The sequence below is a fragment of the Streptomyces sp. NPDC030021 genome, from assembly GCF_055574035.1.
In genome coordinates, this window is record NZ_JBVIAH010000007.1 from 175977 (window position 1) to 195328 (window position 19352).

A 19352-nucleotide genomic window follows, 5' to 3' on the forward strand; every position below is an offset into this window, starting at 1 on the left:
ACGTCAGTTCTCGCCCTCGCGCTCCGCCAGGAACCGCTCGAACTCGCGGCCGATCTCGTCCGCCGACGGCAGCTCCGCCGGCTCGGCGATCATGTTGCCCCGGGTCTCGGCCCCGGCGGCCGCGTCGTACTGGTGCTCCAGCCCCTGCACCAGGCTGACCAGCTCCTCGTCGCCCTCCCGGATCTGCCGGTCGATCTCCGTCTGCGTGCGGTGCGCCTCGGTGCGCAGGGCGTGCGCCACGGCCGGCAGCACCAGCCCGGTCGCCGCCGTGATCGCCTCCAGCACCGTCAGCGCGGCGTCCGGGTACGCGGAGCGCGCGACGTAGTGCGGTACGTGCGCGGCGACGCCCAGCACGTCGTGCCCGGCCTGGGCCAGGCGGAACTCCACCAGGGACTCCGCGCTGCCCGGCACCTGGGCCTCGTCGAAGGGGCTGCGGTGGCCCGGCATGAGGTCGGTGCGGTTGCCGTGCGGGGTGATGCCCACGGGACGGGTGTGCGGGACGCCCATCGGGATGCCGTGGAAGTTGACCGAGAGCCGGACGCCGAGGCGCTCGACGATCTGCCGGACGGCGACCGAGAAACGCTCCCACTCCACGTCCGGCTCCGGGCCGGACAGCAGCAGGAAGGGCGCTCCGGTCGCGTCCTGGACGAGCCGGACCTCCAGCCGGGGCTCCTCGAACTCCGTCCAGCGGTCGCGCTGGAAGGTCAGCAGCGGGCGCCGGGCCCGGTAGTCCACCAGCCGGTCCGCGTCGAAGCGGGCGACCACCTGGTGGGGCAGGGTGTCCAGGAGCCGCTCGACGATCTGCTCGCCGGCCTCACCCGCGTCGATGTACCCCTCGAAGTGGTACAGCATGACCAGCCCGGCCGAGTCCTGGGCGACCGCCAGGTCGGCCACCGCCAGGCCCTTGGCATCCCATTCGTACAAACCCTGTGGATCAAGCACCGTCACCACTCCTCCTCGCCTCGTTCTCAGCCAAGAACGTCCAAGGCGGCCCGGCCATTCCCCAGTTGGCCGCATTCACAGGAACGCAACGGATCACACCGCGGATCACGCAGCGGATCACGCACCGGACGCAGCGGATCACGGGGGGGGGGGAGACCGGAGGGGGGAACGTGGTAAGGCCCGCCCCCCGAAGGGGACGGGCCTTACCGTTCAATGCAGTTCAGCTCGGCTCACACCGGAGTGTGATGCGCGCTGCGATCAGCTCTGGCCGCCGGCCAGCTTCTCGCGGAGCGCGGCCAGGGCCTCGTCCGACGCCAGGGCGCCGGAGGTCTCGTCCGACTCCGAGGAGTACGAACCACCCGAGATGCCCGCACCGGCGTTGCCACTGGCGGCCGGGGCGGCAGCGCCCTCGGCAGCAGCGGCCTCGTCGGCCTCGCGGCTCTTGATGACCTGAGCCTGGTGCTGCTCGAAGCGCTGCTGCGCCTCGGCGTACTGGGTCTCCCAGGCCTCGCGCTGCTTGTCGAAGCCCTCGAGCCAGTCGTTGGTCTCGGGGTCGAAGCCCTCGGGGTAGATGTAGTTGCCCTGGTCGTCGTAAGACGCGGCCATGCCGTACAGGGTCGGGTCGAACTCGACCGACGCCGGGTCGGCACCGAAGGACTCGTTGGCCTGCTTCAGCGACAGCGAGATCCGGCGACGCTCAAGGTCGATGTCGATGACCTTGACGAAGATCTCGTCGTTGACCTGGACGACCTGCTCCGGGATCTCCACGTGGCGCTCGGCCAGCTCGGAGATGTGGACCAGACCCTCGATGCCCTCGTCCACGCGGACGAACGCACCGAACGGAACCAGCTTGGTGACCTTACCCGGGACGACCTGACCGATCTGGTGGGTCCGGGCGAACTGCTGCCACGGGTCCTCCTGCGTCGCCTTCAGCGACAGGGAGACACGCTCGCGGTCCATGTCGACGTCGAGAACCTCGACGGTGACTTCCTGACCGACCTCGACGACCTCGGACGGGTGGTCGATGTGCTTCCAGGAGAGCTCGGAGACGTGCACGAGACCGTCGACGCCACCCAGGTCCACGAAGGCACCGAAGTTGACGATCGAGGAGACGACGCCGGAGCGGACCTGACCCTTCTGCAGGGTGGTGAGGAACGTCTGGCGAACCTCGGACTGGGTCTGCTCCAGCCAGGCGCGACGGGACAGGACCACGTTGTTGCGGTTCTTGTCCAGCTCGATGATCTTCGCCTCGAGCTCCTTGCCCACGTAGGGCTGGAGGTCGCGGACGCGACGCATCTCGACGAGAGAGGCCGGCAGGAAGCCGCGGAGGCCGATGTCGAGGATGAGACCACCCTTGACGACCTCGATGACGGTACCGGTGACGATGCCGTCTTCTTCCTTGATCTTCTCGATGGTGCCCCAGGCACGCTCGTACTGAGCGCGCTTCTTCGAGAGGATCAGGCGGCCTTCCTTGTCCTCCTTCTGGAGAACCAGGGCCTCGATCTCGTCGCCGACCTTGACGACCTCGTTCGGGTCGACGTCGTGCTTGATCGAGAGCTCGCGGCTCGGGATGACGCCTTCGGTCTTGTAACCGATGTCGAGGAGAACCTCGTCCCGGTCAACCTTGACGATGACGCCGTCGACGATGTCGCCATCGTTGAAGTACTTGATCGTCTCGTCGATCGCCGCGAGGAACGCGTCCGCGTCGCCGATGTCGTTGACCGCTACCTGCGGAGTGGTGGCGGTGGTCTCGGTGCTGCTCGTCATGTGGGAAAGGGCTCCGGTTACGGACAGAAAGTCGTAGGTACTGCTACGCCGGGAGCCCTTATCGGCATCCACCGAAGACCGGACAGCCAAGGAGGCCCCCGATCCGCAGAAGAGCGGCGGGGCCTCGAAAACCGAGGGGACATCAACAGATGCAAGCGCAGCCTGCTAGGTCTGAGGAGCACAGGCTCGCAGCGCAACTTGTAGCATACGGGGGCAGCCGGACAGGGTCAATGCGCGAAGGCGCACACCTCGGGCGGATCGCCGCACAACCGGCACAATTCATGGACGGGAAGCCGTTCCTGGCGCTTCCTGCCACATTCAGAAGACATTCGCAGACTACGACGACGGGCCCCATGAACCAAGAGGACTACGCCTCCGAAGTAGCGTCCGAAGCCGATCCGGTATCGGCGGAGGACCCCGAGGCCACACGGCGTGACGCGGGGGAAGCGGAGAGCAGCCGGGCGAGCCGCAGCTGGTGGGACCGCAACGCCGACGAGTACCAGAGCGACCACGGCGCCTTCCTCGGCGACGACCGCTTCGTGTGGGGTCCCGAGGGGCTGGACGAGGCGGACGCGGCCCTCCTCGGCCCCGCCGCCTCCCTCAGGGACAAGGACATCCTGGAGATCGGCGCCGGCGCCGCCCAGTGCTCGCGCTGGCTGGCCGCCCAGGGCGCCCGCCCGGTCGCCCTCGACCTCTCCCACCGCCAGCTCCAGCACGCCCTGCGCATCGGCGACGACCTCCCGCTCGTCGAGGCCGACGCCGGACGGCTGCCCTTCCGCGCCGGCTCCTTCGACCTGGCCTGCTCCGCCTACGGCGCCGTCCCCTTCGTCGCCGACCCCGTCAACGTCATGCGCGAGGTGCACCGCGTCCTGCGCCCCGGCGGCCGCTGGGTCTTCTCCGTGACCCACCCCGTCCGCTGGGCCTTCCCCGACGAGCCCGGACCCGAGGGGCTGTCCGTCGCCGCCTCCTACTTCGACCGCACCGCATACGTGGAACAGGACGAGCAGGGCCGCGCCGTATATGTGGAGCACCACCGCACGATCGGCGACCGGGTGCGCGACGTGGTCGCGGGCGGCTTCCGCCTGCTCGACCTGGTCGAGCCCGAGTGGCCGGAGTGGAACAGCCAGGAGTGGGGCGGCTGGTCCCCGCTGCGCGGCAACCTGATCCCGGGCACCGCGATCTTCGTCTGCGAGCGCGACTGACGTGATCCGTACCGCCGCCCTCGACGCCCTGCCCGTACGGGAGGCCGTGCCCGCGCTCGTCTCGGCGCTGGACAGCCACGGCACGGCGGTGCTCTGCGCCCCGCCCGGCACCGGCAAGACCACGCTGGTGCCGCTGGTCCTGGCCGGGCTGGTGGGCGGCGGGCCGCGGCGCCGGGTGGTCGTCGCCGAGCCCCGGCGGATCGCCGCCCGGGCCGCGGCGCGCCGGATGGCCTGGCTGCTGGGCGAGCCGGTGGGCGGCGCGGTCGGCTTCACCGTGCGCGGGGAACGGGTGGCGGGTCCGGACACCGTGGTGGAGGTGGTGACCACCGGGGTGCTGCTCCAGCGCCTCCAGCGTGACCAGGAGCTGGCCGGGGTGGACGTGGTGGTCCTGGACGAGTGCCACGAGCGGCACCTGGACGCCGACACGGTCGCCGCCTTCCTCCTCGACGTACGGGAGACCCTGCGCCCGGAGCTGCGGCTGGTGGCGGCCTCGGCGACGACGGACGCCGCCGGCTGGGCGCGCGTCCTCGGCCGGGGCGGTCCCGGCGGCGCGCCGGTGGTGGAGGCCGCGGGGGTCTCGTACCCCGTGGAGACGGTCTGGGCCCCGCCGGCCCGGCCGGTGCGGCCCCCGCACGGGATGCGGGTGGATCCGGCGCAGCTGACGCACGTGGCCTCGGTGGTGCGGCGGGCACTGGCGGAACGCGACGGCGACGTCCTGTGCTTCCTGCCCGGCGTCGGCGAGATCGCCCGGGTCGCCGGGCAGCTGGCCGGGGTGGACGCCGAGGTGCTCCAGATCCACGGCCGGGCCCCGGCGGCCGTCCAGGACGCGGTGCTCTCCGTCGCGGAGCACCGCAGGGTGATCCTGTCCACCGCCGTGGCGGAGTCGAGCCTGACCGTCCCCGGGGTACGCGTCGTGGTGGACTCCGGGCTGGCCCGCGAGCCCCGGACGGACCACGCGCGGGGACTGGGCGCGCTGGCGACCGTACGGGCGTCCCGCGCGGCCGGGCGCCAGCGGGCGGGCCGGGCCGGACGCGAGGCACCGGGCACGGTGTACCGCTGCTGGGCCGAGGCGGAGGACGGCCGCCTGGCCGCGTTCCCCTCACCGGAGATCCGCATCGCCGACCTGGCGCAGTTCGCCCTGCAGGCCGCCTGCTGGGGCGACCCGGACGCGGCCGGGCTGGCCCTGCTGGATCCGCCCCCAGCGGGGGCCATGGCCGCGGCGCGCGAGGTGCTGGTGGCCGTCGGCGCGGTGTCCCCGGCCGGTGCGGTCACCGCGCGCGGCCGGCGGATGGCCCGGCTCGGGCTGCACCCGCGGCTGGCCCGGGCCCTGCTGGACGGCTCCTCGGCCTTCGGTGCCCGCCGGGCGGCGGAGGTGGTGGCCCTGCTGAGCGAGGAGCCGCCGCGCGAGTACGGGGACGACCTGGCCGGCGCCTGGCGGCAGGCCCGCGCGGGCGGCGACGGCTACGCGGCCCGCTGGCGCGCGGAGTCCCGCCGCCTGGAGCGTGCCGTTGCCGTACGCGACACTGCGGGGGCTCCGCCCCCGGACCCCCGCGCCTCAAACGCCGGCGGGGCTGAGGTTGGCGACGACAGCGCCGCCGGGCTCGTCGCCGCCCTCGCGTTCCCCGAGCGGGTCGCCAAGGCCAGGGGGGAAGGGGCCCTTCTCATGGCCAACGGCACCGCGGCCGAGCTCGGCGACGGCTCGCGGCTGCGCAGCGCGCCCTGGCTGGCCGTCGCCGTCGCCGACAGGCCCCCGCATTCCGCGTCCGCCCGGGTCCGGCTCGGCGCCGTCATCGACGAGGACACCGCCCGAGCCGCCGCCGCGCACCTGCTCACCGCGGGGGAAGAGGTCCGCTGGGAGGACGGCGACCTCGTCGCCCGCGCCGCCGAGCGGCTCGGGGCGATCGAACTGGCCGTACGTCCGCTGCGCACCCCCGACCCCGCGCTCGTACGGGCCGCCCTCCTCGACGGGCTGCACGCCGAGGGGCTCGGCCTGCTGCGCTGGTCCCCGGACGCGCTGACCCTCAGGGCCCGCCTCGGCTTCCTGCACCGCACGCTCGGCGGCGCCTGGCCCGACGTGGCCGGCGACCGGGCCCTGCTGGAGCGGGCCGACGACTGGCTGGAGCCCGAGCTGTCCCGGGCCCGGCGCCGCGCCGACCTCGGGCGGATCGACGCCGGGCAGGCCCTGAACCGGCTGCTGCCGTGGGCCACCGGGGAGGCCGCGCGGCTGGACGAGCTGGCTCCGGAACGCCTGGAGGTACCCAGCGGATCCCGGATCCGGGTGGACTACTCCGCCGAGCACGGCCAGCCGGTGCTCGCGGTGAAGCTGCAGGAGCTGTTCGGGCTGGCCGAGACCCCGCGGGTGGCGGGCGTACCGGTGCTGGTGCACCTGCTGTCGCCCGCCGGCCGGCCCGCCGCCGTCACCGCCGACCTCGCCTCCTTCTGGCAGGGCGGCTACCGGGCCGTGCGCGCGGAGCTGCGCGGGCGCTACCCCAAGCACCCCTGGCCGGAGGACCCGGCCACCGCCGAGCCCACCCGGCACACCAACGCCCGGCTCAGGCGCTGACGCGGCGGCCGCGGGCCTCCAGCCACAGGGCCAGCCCGAGCAGTGCGAGCCCGCCGGCGGCCAGGCCGACCGGCGCGTAGGTGTGCAGCGCGAGGACCTTCGTACGGTTCGACCTGACGAGGTCGACGGTGTAGTCCGAGTAGTCCTCGCGCATGGTGACGTGTCCGGCGAAGGCGGTGAGCTTGCCGTCGGGGCCGCCGGCCGCGATGCCGCCGCGCATCTCCTGCTGGATGTCCTGCTCGGCGTTGACCGGCGCACCGGTCACCGGGTCGACCCAGAACCTCGCCTTGACCGTGTACCAGAGGGTGGTGCCGGTGGCCGCCTCGATCGTCGACGGGTCGATGCCCTCGATCGGCATCTTCTTGGGCATGGCGACCTTGGTCCACGGGACGGTCTGCTCGAAGTAGTAGACGTCCATGCCCTTGAACGTGCGCGGTCCGACGTAGTGGATCGGCGAGGAGGTGCGGGTCTGCGCGTCGAAGTACAGGTAGTCGCGCGGCTCGGTGAAGAAGGGCCACTTGAACTCGATGCCCTCGCGCTTGACGGGGTCCCCGTCGACCATCTCCCCGGTGGCGTGGACCGGGTCCTGGGTGTGCGCGTCGAAGATGTAGCGCTCGGGGATCTCGGAGACCATCTTGCCGTCCGGGCCGATGATGTAGGACAGCGTGTCCCAGACGACGACGTCCTTGCCGGCGCTCGCCTCTATCTCCTCGGACGCCTCGACGTTGCCCTTGAGGGTCTGGACGATGGTGACCTTGTCGACCTTCTTCGGCTGCATGCCGCCGGTGTAGTCGAGGAGCGTCGCGTCCTTCGCCTCCAGAACCATCTCCTGGTACTGGTTCGGCGGGATCTTGGCGAGGCGGGGGTACGCGTACCAGCGCAGCAGCGGCGCGAGGGCTGCACAGAACACGGCAAGGGCCAGCAGGACAAGGCTCGCTCTGCGTCGCACGGCCGGGCCCTCCTCTACTTTCCGGGCGCGGGGGGCGCGGTGGTGAGCAGGGGCTTGGGCGAGGTCTCGCCTTCGGGCACCCCGAACGCCGTGATGGCGGACACGAGGGCCAGCGCGGCCGCGAGGCCGATGACGGCGGCGACGAATGCGCGCATGCCGGGGCTCCGAAATCTGATGAGGCGTCAGAGATGGGGCACCGTAGCAACGCGGGGGCGAGATGAGAACCGTTCGCCGCAGATCGCCACTGGGCCGCCCGGGGGATCTCGGCGCCCGCCGGCACACCCACCCCCGCGTTGCGCACGGCGGGACACCCACCCCATGGAACACTGATCATCAACGGAACGTAATCAAAAGATTACACACGATGATCGGAGAAGTGATGCAGAGACGTCGACTCAAGGCCGCGGCCCTGGTTGTGCCGGTCGTGGCCGCGCTCAGTCTCGGCAACACCGCGGACGCGACCTCCCTGGCGGCCATTCCGTGCGACGTCACCGCACTCAACAACGCGATCGTCGCCGCGAACAACAACACCGGACCGCACACCATCCGGCTCGCACCCAAATGCGTCTACAACGTCCTCACTCCCGCGTCGACCGGCGGTCTCGGCCCCAACGCCCTGCCCCTGATCACGGGCACCGTCACGCTGCTGGGGAACAAGACCACCATCCGACGGGATCCCGACGCGACCGAGGGCTTCCGCATCGCGCAGATCGACGGCCCCGTCGGGCGCCTGACCGTCGAGGGTGTCACCGCGACCGGCGGCGGCTATCTCGACTACGCCGGCACCTACCTGCCCACGGACGGAGGGACGCTCATCCTCAAGCACAGCACCGTGACCAACAGCACGGCGAACCAGGGGGGCGCCATCTTCGTGAACCAGAGCAGCACCCTTGAGATGTACGACAGCGTCGTGCGGGACAGTGCTGGCCAGCGGGGTGGTGCCATCTACAACGGGCCGGGAAGCACCACCCTGCTGCAGAAGACCAAAGTGGTGCGGAACCAGGCCACGGAGCTGGGGGGCGGCATCTTCACCGCCGGGGTCTCCCTGACCATCAAGAACTCGCGCATCGAGGGCAACCGCGCCTTCCAGCAGGGCGGCGGAATCTACAACGACCGCTCTCCGCTGGACATCTCCTCGACGACCATCGCGGACAACCGCGCGGGCCAAACGGGTGGCGGCATCGCCAATGACGGCACCACCACGCTGACGGACACAAAGGTGCGGCGCAACATCGCGCTCAACGGCGGCGGCGTCCAGCAGGGAACCTCCGTCGGCACATCCCTGACCCTCGTCAGGAGCCGGATCGTCGAGAACACGCCCAACAACTGCCGGCCCGTCGGGTCGATTCCCGGCTGCACGAACTGACCCCGGACACGGCCTAGGTGTGCTGCCCCGGGGTCGGCCGGGGCACCGCCGGAGTGGAGGCCGCAGACGCGGTGGGCTTCGGCGTGCGTGACGCGCTAGGCGTCGGGCTGGACGTCGGGGGCGGCGTGGGTGTGGGCGTCGGCGTCGGGGTCGGCGTGGGTGTGGGCGTCGGAGTCGGCGTCGGAGTCGGCGAGGGCTTCGGGTCCGGCGTGGGCGTAGGCGTCGGGGTCGGCGTCGGGTCCGGCGTCGGAGTCGGAGTGGGCTTCGGGTCCGGGGTCGGCTTCGGGTCCGGCGTCGGGGTCGGCGTCGGGTCCGGCGTCGGGTCCGGGGTCGGCGTAGGCGTCGGAGTGGGGGTCGGCGTCGGGCTGGGCTTCGGGGTGGGGCTCGGGGGCGGCGTCGTGGGTGTGCCCGGTCCCGTACCCGGCCGGTCCGGAATCTCGTGCGTCCCCTTCAGGTAGTACGTGAACCAGGACCGCACCGTTCGCAGGTACTCCGTGGAGTGGTTGTAGGAGAGCACGGCCCGGTCCAGGTCCGCGTCCGCCCGCAGGTCGCGGCTGCCCGCGCACAGGTACCGCCCGGCCGCGAGGGCCGCGTCGTGCACGTTGTTCGGGTTGCGCCGGCCGTCGCCGTCCCCGTCCTGGCCCCATGCCGCCCACGTGGAGGGGATGAACTGCATCGGCCCGACCGCCCGGTCGTACCGGGCGTCGCCGTCGTAGGCCCCGCCATCCGTGTCCGAGATGTTCGCGAAGCCGTTGCCGTCGAGCACGGGGCCCAGGATCGGCCGCAGTGTGGTCCCGGCCGTGTCGACCTGCCCGCCGCGCGCCTGCCCGGACTCCACCTTGCCGATCGCCGCGAGGAGTTGCCAGCGCAGTCCGCAGCCCGGGTCACTCCGTCCCACCGTCTTCTCCGCGCGCAGGTACGCGGCGAGCACACTCGCCGGTATCCCCTGCGCGCCTTCCGCGGGCCCGGTCGCGGCCGGCACCGCGGCGGTGGTCTCAGGGACCGCAGGTGCCTGCGGCTGCGTCGGCCCCTCGTCCGGCGGCAGCACGTCCGGTGGCTGCGGGCTCACCAGCGGCGGGAGTTCGGTGAAGTAGGCGGAGTCGCCGCCGGCCGTGTCCGCGGCGGGCTGTGGCTGCGGCGGCGCGGCGGACTCCCCGGCGGCGGAGAGCCGGTCGGTGCTCCCGCCCGCCGGGCCCTGGGAGGCCGTCACCGCGGCCACCACCAGAGCGGAGACCAGGGCGGCCGTCGTTCCCCTGCGCAGCCTGCGTCCGATTATTCGAGCCGACATGAGCCGGACCCCTCCCCCTCGACGTCCGCGTGACCCTACGTCAACTCCCTGCACACAGCACGCAAGGTGGCCGGGAATTCACCACATCCCCACGTCCCGAGGCAGGTCACGCATACTGTCTGGACCCTTCGGGAGCATTGGCCCGAAGTAAGGAACGTCCACGGGAAGTCCCAGGAGAGGTGCCATGCCGTTCACTCTCAGCCACGCGGCCGCCGTACTTCCGGCCATCCGTCGGACCGGGCGTGCGCGGGGCCCCCTCGTCGCCTCGGCGCTCGTCCTCGGGTCGTTCGCGCCGGACACCTTCTACTTCACCGACGCGGTCGTCGAGGGCGTCCTGACGTACGGGGCCTTCACGCACTCGCTGCCGGGCGTCCTCACGCTGGACGCCGTGCTGACGGCCGTTCTGGTGGGTTTCTGGCTTCTGCTGCGCGAGCCGCTGATCGCGCTCCTGCCGCACGGCTGGCGGGGCAGGGTGCACGCCTTCGTGCGGGGCGAGCCATGGCGTGAGCGTCCCCGGCCGGCCGCGCTCGTCGGCTGGTTCTACGTCTCGGCGGCCCTCGGGTCCCTCACCCACGTGGCGTGGGACAGCTTCACGCACAACGACCGCTGGGGCACGAACGCGCTGCCCGATCTCGCCGAGCCGCTCGCCTACGGCCTGCCGGGCTACTCCTTCCTCCAGTACGGCACTTCGGCCGTCGCCGCATGCGCCCTGCTCTGGTTCACGGTGACCGCCCTGCGCCGGATTCCCGCCCTCCCGGCGCCCACGTCGGTGCCGGTGCTCTCCCGCGCGGAGCTCTGGGGTGCGCTCGCCCTGCTCGTGGTGTGCGTGGCGGCCGGGGTCACCCGGCGCGTGTTCCGCTTCTTCGACTTTTTCGACCGGATCCGTACGCCGCTCGACATCATCCCGACCGTCTGCTTCGGCGCGGGCGGCGGACTGACCGTGGCGCTGCTGATCTACGGGGTCCTCGTGCGGCTGCGGCACCACCGCGACCGGACCGGGCGCCCCGCGGACGAGGAAACGCGGACGCCCGTCCCCACCGCCTGAGCAGCGGGGACGGGCGCCGGGCCGGCCGTACGGCGATCAGTGCGCGGCGGACTCCCAGTCCGGGCCGACGCCCACCGACACGTCCAGCGCGGCCCGGAGCTCGACGGCGGCGCCCATCTCGCGCCGCACCAGCTCCTCGACCTGCTCGCGCTCGCCCGGGGCGATCTCCAGCACGATTTCGTCGTGGACCTGGAGCAGCATCCGCGACCGCAGACCGGCCTCGGCGATCGCCTTGTCCACGCGCAGCATCGCGACCTTGACGATGTCGGCGGCGGTGCCCTGGATGGGGGCGTTGAGCGCCATCCGCTCGGCGGCCTCGCGGCGCTGGCGGTTGTCGCTGTTGAGGTCGGGCAGGTACCGGCGGCGGCCGAAGATCGTCGCCGTGTATCCGGTGGCGCGGGCCTCGTCGACGACCCGGCCGAGGTAGTCGCGGACCCCGCCGAACCGCTCGAAGAAGGTCTCCATCAGGCCGCGCGCCTCGGCGGGCTCGATGTTCAGCTGCTGGGCGAGACCGAAGGCGGAGAGCCCGTAGGCGAGTCCGTAGGACATGGCCTTGATCTTGCGGCGCATCTCGGCGTCGACCGCGGACCGCTCCACTGCGAACACCTGGGAGGCGACGGTGGTGTGCAGGTCCTCGCCGGTCGCGAACGCCTCGATCAGGCCCTCGTCCTCGGAGAGGTGGGCCATGACGCGCAGCTCGATCTGGCTGTAGTCGGCCGTCATGAGGGACTCGAAGCCCTCGCCGACGACGAAGCCGCGGCGGATGGCGCGGCCCTCGTCGGTGCGCACCGGCACGTTCTGCAGGTTGGGGTCGGTGGAGGACAGCCGGCCGGTCGCGGCGACGGTCTGGCTGAAGCTGGTGTGCACCCGGCCGTCGGCGGCGACGGTCTTGACCAGGCCCTCGACGGTGACGCGCAGCTTGGCCTGCTCCCGGTGCCGCAGCATGATCACGGGGAGTTCGTGGTCGGTCTGCGTGGCCAGCCAGGCCAGCGCGTCCGCGTCCGTGGTGTAACCGGTCTTGGTCTTCTTCGTCTTCGGCAGGTCCAGCTCGCCGAAGAAGACCTCCTGGAGCTGCTTGGGCGAGCCGAGGTTGAACTCGTGGCCGACGGTGGCGTGCGCCTCCTTGACGGCCTGCTGCACGGCTCCCGCGAACTGCTGCTCCATGGCCTCCAGGTGGTCGCGGTCGGCGGCGATGCCGGAGCGCTCCATCCGGGCGAGGAGTTCGGAGGTGGGCAGCTCCATGTCGTGGAGCAGCTCCGCTGCGCCGACCTCGGCGAGCTTGTCCGTGAAGGCGTCGCCCAGGTCCAGGACCGCGCGGGCCTGTCCCATCAGGGCCTCGGCCTCGGCGGTCTCGTCGGCGCCGAAGGCCAGCTGCCCGTCGGCGGCGGCGGGCGCCAGCTCACGGTGCAGGTACTCCATGGACAGGGCGTCCAGGGCGAAGGACCGGCGGCCGGGCTTGACCAGGTAGGCGGCGAGCGCGGTGTCCATGGCGACGCCGGCGAGGGTCCAGCCGTGCTCGGGGAAGACCCGCATCAGGCCCTTGGCGTTGTGCACGACCTTGGGCTTCGCCGCGTCGGCGGCCCAGGCAGCGAAGGCCCGCTCGTCCGCCTCGTCCAGCTCGGCGGGCGTGAACCAGGCGGCGGCGCCGCCGGCCGCGGCCAGCGCGATCTCGGTGACATTGCCCTGGCCCAGCGCCCAGCTGTCGACGCTCGCGAGGCCCAGCGGGCCGCCCGCGTGGCTCGCCAGCCACGGCGCCAGCTCGCCCGTGCCCAGCACGGACGCGTCCAGCTCCACGCCGGCCGCCGGAGCCGGGGCCTCTTCGACGGCCGCGCCCGGGTCCACGGCGAGCAGCCGCTCGCGCAGCGAGGCGTTGCGGATCTCCAGCACGTCCAGCACGCCGAGCATGGCGGTCCGGTCGTAGGGGGCGCGGACCAGGTCGGCCGGGGTCTTGGGCAGCTCCACGTCCTTGACCATCTCGGTCAGGACCCGGTTGAGCTTGACGGCCTCCAGGTGGTCCCGGAAGTTCTGCCCGGCCTTGCCCTTGACCTCGTCGGCGCGCTCCACGAGCTCCGCGAACGACCCGAACTGGGTGATCCACTTGGCCGCGGTCTTCTCACCGACGCCCGGGATGCCCGGCAGGTTGTCGGACGGGTCGCCGCGCAGCGCCGCGAAGTCCGGGTACTGCTGCGGGGTGAGGCCGTACTTCTCCACGACCTTCTCCGGGGTGAACCGGGTGAGCTCGGAGACGCCCTTGGTCGGGTAGAGCACGGTGGTGTGCTCGGAGACGAGCTGGAAGGAGTCCCGGTCGCCGGTGACGATCAGCACGTCGAAGCCGGCCGCCTCCGCCTGCGTCGCCAGCGTCGCGATCACGTCGTCGGCCTCGAAGCCGTCGACCGCGAACCGCGGCACGTGCATCGTGTCGAGCAGCTCGCCGATCAGCTCGACCTGCCCCTTGAACTCGTCGGGGGTCTTGGAGCGGTTCGCCTTGTACTCGGGGAACTCCGTCGAGCGCCACGTCTTGCGGGAGACGTCGAACGCCACCGCGAAGTGCGTGGGGGCCTCGTCGCGCAGCGTGTTCGCCAGCATCGACGCGAAACCGTAGATTGCGTTGGTCGGCTGCCCCGTCGCGGTCGTGAAATTCTCCGCGGGCAGCGCGAAGAACGCCCGGTAGGCCAGGGAGTGCCCGTCCATGAGCATCAGGCGGGGACGGTCCGCTGCGGGCGGCTGGTCGGTCTTCTTCGCTGATGAATCTGCCACGCCCCGATCCTAGGCGCCCCCACCGACAATTCCGGCCCGTCGCCTCCCCCGGCGCATCCTCCCCACCGGACGCCCCGGCGCACCCGGCCGGAGCGCGGTGAGCACCGGACCGCCCTCCCCTCGTTCCGTGGTCCGTGCAAGGATCGACGGACGCGGCCACACGTGCTGCATACGTACGTACGCTCGAAAGGGAGCGCGATGGCGACCAAGCCGCCCACAGGCGATCCGGTACAGGACGCACCGCGGGTCACACCGCCCCAGAATGCGGCCGCGGGCCTTCGGGCGATCGGGCACACGCTGCGGATCGCCCAGCAGCAGATGGGCGTGGCCCGCACGGCCCGCACGCTCCTCAAGGTCAACCAGAAGGACGGCTTCGACTGCCCGGGCTGCGCCTGGCCCGAGGGCGACAAGCGGCACACGGCCGAGTTCTGCGAGAACGGCGCCAAGGCCGTCGCGGAGGAGGCCACGCTGCGCCGGGTCACCCCCGAGTTCTTCGCCGCGCACCCGCTGGCCGACCTCGCCACGCGTTCCGGCTACTGGCTGGGCCAGCAGGGCCGCATCACGCAGCCCATGCTCCTGGAGACCGGGGCCGCACCCGGCGGCGACGACCGGTACGAGCCGGTCAGCTGGGAGCGGGCCTTCGCGATCATCGCCGAGGAGCTGACCGCCCTCGGCTCCCCCGACGAGGCCCTCTTCTACACCTCGGGCCGCACCAGCAACGAGGCCGCGTTCCTCTTCCAGCTCTTCGCCCGCGAGTTCGGCACCAACAACCTGCCCGACTGCTCCAACATGTGCCACGAGTCCTCGGGCTCCGCACTGACCGAGACCATAGGCATCGGCAAGGGCAGCGTCTCCCTCGAAGACCTCCACCAGGCCGACCTGATCATCGTCGCCGGCCAGAACCCGGGCACCAACCACCCGCGCATGCTCTCCGCCCTGGAGAAGGCCAAGTCCGCCGGCGCGAAGATCATCTCGGTGAATCCGCTGCCCGAGGCCGGCCTGGAGCGGTTCAAGAACCCGCAGACCCCCGTCGGCATGCTGAGGGGCACCGCCCTCAACGACCTCTTCCTGCAGATCCGCATCGGCGGCGACCAGGCCCTCTTCCGCCTCCTCAACAAGCTCGTCATCGAGACGGAGGGCGCCACCGACGCGGCCTTCATCCGCGAGCACACCCACGGCTACGAGGAGCTCGCGGCCGTCGCGAAGGAAGCCGACTGGGACGAGACCCTCACCGCGACCGGCCTGACCCGCCCCGAGATCGAGCGGGCGCTGGCCATGGTCCTGGCCTCGAAGCGCACCATCGTCTGCTGGGCCATGGGCCTCACCCAGCACAAGCACGCCGTCGCCACCATCCGCGAGGTCGTCAACCTCCTCCTGCTGCGCGGCAACATCGGCCGCCCCGGCGCCGGCGTCTGCCCCGTCCGCGGCCACTCCAACGTGCAGGGCGACCGCACCATGGGGATCTTCGAGCGCCCCGCAGCCGCCTTCCTCGACGCCCTCGACAAGGAATTCGGCATCACCTCGCCGCGCGGGCACGGCTACGACGTGGTCCGCTCCATCCAGGCCCTGCGCGACGGCAAGGCCAAGGTCCTCTTCGCGATGGGCGGCAACTTCGTCGGCGCCACCCCCGACACCGAGGTCACCGAGGCCGCCATCCGCAAGGCCTCCCTGACCGTGCACGTCTCCACCAAGCTCAACCGCTCCCACGCCGTCACCGGCCGGCGGGCCCTGATCCTGCCCACCCTCGGCCGTACCGACAAGGACGTACAGGCGAGCGGCAAGCAGTTCGTGACCGTCGAGGACTCCATGGGCATGGTCCACGCCTCCCGCGGCAACCTCGCCCCCGCTTCCCCGCACCTGCTCTCCGAGCCCGCGATCGTGGCCCGCATGGCCCGCGCGGTCCTCGGCGCGGCCTCCGCCACCCCGTGGGAGGAGTTCGAGCGCGACTACGCCTCGATCCGCGAGCGCATCTCCCGCGTGATCCCGGGCTTCGAGGACTTCAACGCCCGCGTCGCCCGCCCCGCCGGCTTCCAGCTCCCGCACGCCCCGCGCGACGAGCGCCGCTTCCCGACGAAGACCGGCAAGGCCAATTTCACCGCCGCGCCCGTGGAGTACCCGCGCGTCCCGGCGGGACGGCTGCTCCTGCAGACCCTGCGCAGCCACGACCAGTACAACACCACGATCTACGGCCTCGACGACCGCTACCGCGGCATCACCGGCGGCCGCCGCGTGGTCATGGTGAACCCGGCCGACGCGGCCGAGCTGGGGCTGGCCGACGGTTCGTACACGGACCTGGTGAGCGAGTGGAAGGACGGCGTGGAGCGGCGCGCGCCCGGCTTCCGCGTCGTGCACTACCCGACCGCCCGCGGCTGCGCGGCCGCGTACTACCCGGAGACCAATGTGCTGGTCCCGCTGGACTCGACCGCGGACACCAGCAACACCCCGGCCAGCAAGTCCGTCGTCGTGCGCTTCGAACCAGCCTGATAGAACGACCTCAGGACAAGATGGTTAACGATCGTTGACGAACGGAGCCTGACCATGGGCGAGCAGCACGCAGTGAAGTTTCCGCAGGAGGTGCTCGACGAGTACGAGGCCCTGGGCATCGACCTGCCCTCGCTGTTCTCGGCGGGACACCTGGGCGAGCGGATGGACATCCGCATCCTGGAGGCCTCGGCCGACCGCGTCGTGGGCACCATGCCCGTCGAGGGCAACACCCAGCCGTACGGGCTGCTGCACGGCGGGGCCTCGGCCGTGCTGGCCGAGACCCTCGGCTCGGTCGGCGCCATGATGCACGGCGGCATCACCAAGATCGCCGTCGGCGTGGACCTGAACTGCACCCACCACCGGGGCGCCCGCTCCGGCATCGTCACCGGCGTCGCCACCCCGGTGCACCGCGGCCGCTCGACCACCACCTTCGAGATCGTCATCACCGACGAGCAGGACAAGCGGATCTGCACCGCCCGCCTGACCTGCCTGCTGCGTGACGCCGACCAGGCCGCCGCGGGAGCCTGACCCCCGGCCGCCGGCCCGTCGGCCACACGGCGCCCCGGCACCCCGCACCCCCCGACAGGCCCGGACCCCGCCCGCACGGCGGCGGATCCGGGCCTGCGTGCGTTCCCGGACGGCACCGCACCCGCCAACCGCCCGGAATCCGCCAGTCCGCACGCTTCACGGTGACATCTGTTGTGTCACCGATGGTCACCGCCTACCGTCCCCCCATGGGGACCATGCCACGCACGGCCCGGTACGCCGCCCACACCCTCCTCGCGGCGCTCGCCCTGACCGGATGCTCATCCTCCGCGCCAACCCCCGCGGCGGGTTCCGCGAGCCCTTCCGCCGCCTCCACCTCCGCTCCCCCCTCGCCCGTACAGGTGTGCACGAGCCTCGTGTCCTACTGGGCGAAGGAGACCCTCCTGGGCACCAAATGGTCCGGTCTCGACTGGGAGCAGAAGGGCCTGTCCAACGACCAGTACGCGATCCACGAGGACGCGGTGGCCGCAGGACGCGCCGAGGAGCGAACTGCCGGGCGGGATAAGGCACTTGAGCTGATCGACCGGTTCGTGGCACAGCGCTGCGCCGCCGAGGGCGGCGCGACGCGGAGTTCGGAGAACTGGCGCCCGCCGACGTGACCGAGGTCACCGCATTCCCGAGCGCACTGTCCGGCTTCCGGGCAGATACCCCCGCAGGACCGAACCGCAGGTGAGGGGCCATACCGCCACTCGAACAAGATCCATTCGGTTTCGAAAGTGCCCTCTTGACCGTCACCCTGCGTAATGCACATGAGGGTCGGAATCCGCCTTTTCCCTTAAGAAAGCCCACTCGGAGGATTCCTTTGGACACGCGCAGCCACATTCGGCCGAAAATGATCTAAGACAGGTGCATGAAGGCCTCAAGCCCCTTAGGAGAACTGGCAATTCTCAGGATGCGGACACCCCCCAAGGTAAGAAAACGTCCGATTTGTCCACACTCCCGCTACACATTCTTGGCCTTGGCATAACAAGAGCGTCACATCCTCCTTTCCCTGCTCCCCGTGCTCGCCACCTCGGGCCTAGAGTCACGGCCAGTCACCGCGCCGCAGGGCGCAATCAGCACGGCCGTGGACCTCCCAGTGCGGCCCGGCGACCTAACGGCACCTCTCCACGAGAGAGCCGCGCCAGGGAAAGGAAGAATCGTGCGACACCGTTCTTTGCTCGTCCTCACCACCGTGATCACCACGGGAGCACTGACCCTCACCGCTTGCGGATCGCGCGACGGAGACTCCAAGGACAACGGCGGCGGCAAGAAGACCACCGTCGTCATCGGTGTGGACGCCCCGCTCACCGGCTCGCTCTCCGCGCTCGGCCAGGGCATCAAGAACTCCGTCGACCTCGCGGCCAAGACGGCCAACAAGAACAACGAGGTCCCGGGCATCGAGTTCAAGGTCGAGGCCCTCGACGACCAGGCCGTCCCCGCCTCCGGCCAGGCCAACGCCACCAAGCTCGTCGGCAACAAGGACGTCCTCGGCGTCGTCGGCCCGCTGAACTCCGGCGTCGCCCAGCAGATGCAGGGCGTCTTCGGCTCCGCCAACCTGGCGCAGGTCTCCCCCGCCAACACCAACCCCTCGCTCAGCCAGGGCGACAACTGGGGCAAGGGCGAGTTCAAGCGCGGCTTCAAGACCTACTTCCGCACCGCCGCCACCGACGTGGTCCAGGGCAAGTTCGCCGCCCAGTACCTCTTCAAGGACGCCGGCAAGAAGAAGGTCTTCATCGTCGACGACAAGCAGACCTACGGCGCCGGCCTCGCCGCGATCTTCGCCGACGAGTTCAAGAAGCTCGGCGGCGAGGTCGTCGGCACCGACCACGTCACCGTGAAGGAGACCGACTTCTCCTCCACCGCCGACAAGGTCAAGACCTCCGGCGCCGACTCCGTCTACTTCGGCGGCCAGTACCCCGAGGGCGGCCTGCTCGCCGACCAGATCAAGAAGACCGGCGCCAACGTCCCCCTCATGGGCGGCGACGGCATCCAGGACCCGGCCTTCATCAGCGCCTCCGGTGAGGCCAACGAGGGCGACCTCGCCACCTCCATCGGCTACCCGGTCGAGAAGCTGGACACCGCCAAGAAGTTCATCGAGGACTACAAGGCCGAGGGTTACAAGGACCCGTACGCCGCCTACGGTGGCTACTCCTACGACGCCGGCTGGGCCGTCATCCAGGCCGTCAAGGCCGTCGCCGCCGCCAACAGCGGCAAGCTGCCCACCGACGCCCGCGCCAAGGTCGTCGAGGCGCTCGGCAAGGTCTCCTTCGAAGGCGTGACCGGCAAGGTCGCCTTCGACGAGTACGGCGACACCACCAACAAGCAGCTCACCGTCTACAAGGTCGAGGGCGGCAAGTGGGTCGACGTCAAGAGCGACACCTTCAACCAGTAAGCCCGTAGTCCCCAGCACCACCCGCACCACCTGAAACCACGCCGCGCGAGGGCGCAAACAGCGCCCTCG

14 protein-coding genes are annotated in these 19352 nt (G+C 71.3%); 8 read left to right on the plus strand and 6 right to left on the minus strand.

Translation table 11 applies throughout. The features are described from left to right. Positions 1–3: 3 nt before the first annotated feature. Together ACZ4YL_RS16100 and rpsA are read right to left on the minus strand one after the other, a co-directional pair. Entirely contained in the window at positions 4–942 is a 939-nt protein-coding gene (locus tag ACZ4YL_RS16100) for a PAC2 family protein (protein ID WP_030010960.1), read from the minus strand. 258 nt (positions 943–1200) lie between these two features. Further along, positions 1201–2709 (minus strand): 30S ribosomal protein S1, encoded by a 1509-nt coding sequence (gene rpsA, locus ACZ4YL_RS16105; protein WP_031148189.1) that lies wholly within the window; start codon positions 2707–2709, stop codon positions 1201–1203. Positions 2710–3062: 353 nt separating this feature from the next. Here rpsA and ACZ4YL_RS16110 point away from each other — a divergent pair, with 353 nt between their 5' ends. After that, complete coding sequence (locus ACZ4YL_RS16110; RefSeq protein ID WP_468116996.1) at positions 3063–3911, plus strand: class I SAM-dependent methyltransferase; 849 nt, start codon at positions 3063–3065, stop codon at positions 3909–3911. Position 3912: 1 nt separating this feature from the next. Then, the gene (gene hrpB / locus ACZ4YL_RS16115) at positions 3913–6474 is read left to right on the plus strand and encodes an ATP-dependent helicase HrpB (protein ID WP_468116998.1); all 2562 of its coding nucleotides are present in this window, start codon (positions 3913–3915) and stop codon (positions 6472–6474) included. Here the strand turns inward: hrpB and pgfA are convergent. Together pgfA and ACZ4YL_RS16125 are read right to left on the minus strand one after the other, a co-directional pair. Beyond that, positions 6464–7423, minus strand: coding sequence for a cell envelope lipid trafficking protein PgfA (gene pgfA / locus ACZ4YL_RS16120; RefSeq protein WP_468117000.1), 960 nt, complete (start codon positions 7421–7423; stop codon positions 6464–6466). The two genes, hrpB and pgfA, sit on opposite strands and share 11 nt — an antisense overlap. Before the next feature lie 14 nt (positions 7424–7437). Further along, the gene (locus ACZ4YL_RS16125; protein ID WP_107047274.1) at positions 7438–7578 is read right to left on the minus strand and encodes an SPW_0924 family protein; all 141 of its coding nucleotides are present in this window, start codon (positions 7576–7578) and stop codon (positions 7438–7440) included. A 224-nt stretch (positions 7579–7802) separates the two neighbouring features. On the opposite strand from ACZ4YL_RS16125, the gene ACZ4YL_RS16130 reads away from it, so the two are divergent. Next, positions 7803–8789 carry a hypothetical protein gene (locus tag ACZ4YL_RS16130; protein WP_468117002.1) on the plus strand — a complete coding sequence of 329 codons (987 nt, stop codon included), beginning with the start codon at positions 7803–7805 and terminating at the stop codon, positions 8787–8789. A gap of 13 nt (positions 8790–8802) precedes the next feature. Here the strand turns inward: ACZ4YL_RS16130 and ACZ4YL_RS16135 are convergent, their stop codons facing one another. After that, entirely contained in the window at positions 8803–10077 is a 1275-nt protein-coding gene (locus ACZ4YL_RS16135) for a lytic transglycosylase domain-containing protein (RefSeq protein WP_468117004.1), read from the minus strand. 184 nt (positions 10078–10261) lie between these two features. Between ACZ4YL_RS16135 and ACZ4YL_RS16140 the strand changes: the two genes are divergently transcribed. Further along, positions 10262–11122: a DUF4184 family protein gene (locus ACZ4YL_RS16140; RefSeq protein WP_468117006.1), complete on the plus strand. Its 861-nt coding sequence runs from the start codon at positions 10262–10264 to the stop codon at positions 11120–11122. 36 nt (positions 11123–11158) lie between these two features. On the opposite strand, the gene polA is transcribed toward ACZ4YL_RS16140, so the two are convergent. Beyond that, positions 11159–13813: a DNA polymerase I gene (gene polA / locus ACZ4YL_RS16145; protein ID WP_468117273.1), complete on the minus strand. Its 2655-nt coding sequence runs from the start codon at positions 13811–13813 to the stop codon at positions 11159–11161. Between the two features lie 264 nt (positions 13814–14077). On the opposite strand from polA, the gene ACZ4YL_RS16150 reads away from it, so the two are divergent. The 4 genes from ACZ4YL_RS16150 to ACZ4YL_RS16165 all read left to right on the plus strand — a co-directional run bounded on the left by ACZ4YL_RS16150 (position 14078) and on the right by ACZ4YL_RS16165 (position 19283). Beyond that, positions 14078–16363, plus strand: coding sequence for an FdhF/YdeP family oxidoreductase (locus tag ACZ4YL_RS16150; protein ID WP_468117008.1), 2286 nt, complete (start codon positions 14078–14080; stop codon positions 16361–16363). A 54-nt stretch (positions 16364–16417) separates the two neighbouring features. Beyond that, the gene (locus ACZ4YL_RS16155) at positions 16418–16891 is read left to right on the plus strand and encodes a PaaI family thioesterase (RefSeq protein ID WP_468117010.1); all 474 of its coding nucleotides are present in this window, start codon (positions 16418–16420) and stop codon (positions 16889–16891) included. Between the two features lie 206 nt (positions 16892–17097). Next, positions 17098–17508, plus strand: coding sequence for a hypothetical protein (locus tag ACZ4YL_RS16160; protein ID WP_468117012.1), 411 nt, complete (start codon positions 17098–17100; stop codon positions 17506–17508). Positions 17509–18050: 542 nt separating this feature from the next. Further along, the gene (locus tag ACZ4YL_RS16165) at positions 18051–19283 is read left to right on the plus strand and encodes a branched-chain amino acid ABC transporter substrate-binding protein (protein WP_030008506.1); all 1233 of its coding nucleotides are present in this window, start codon (positions 18051–18053) and stop codon (positions 19281–19283) included. The last annotated feature ends 69 nt before the right edge of the window (positions 19284–19352 follow it).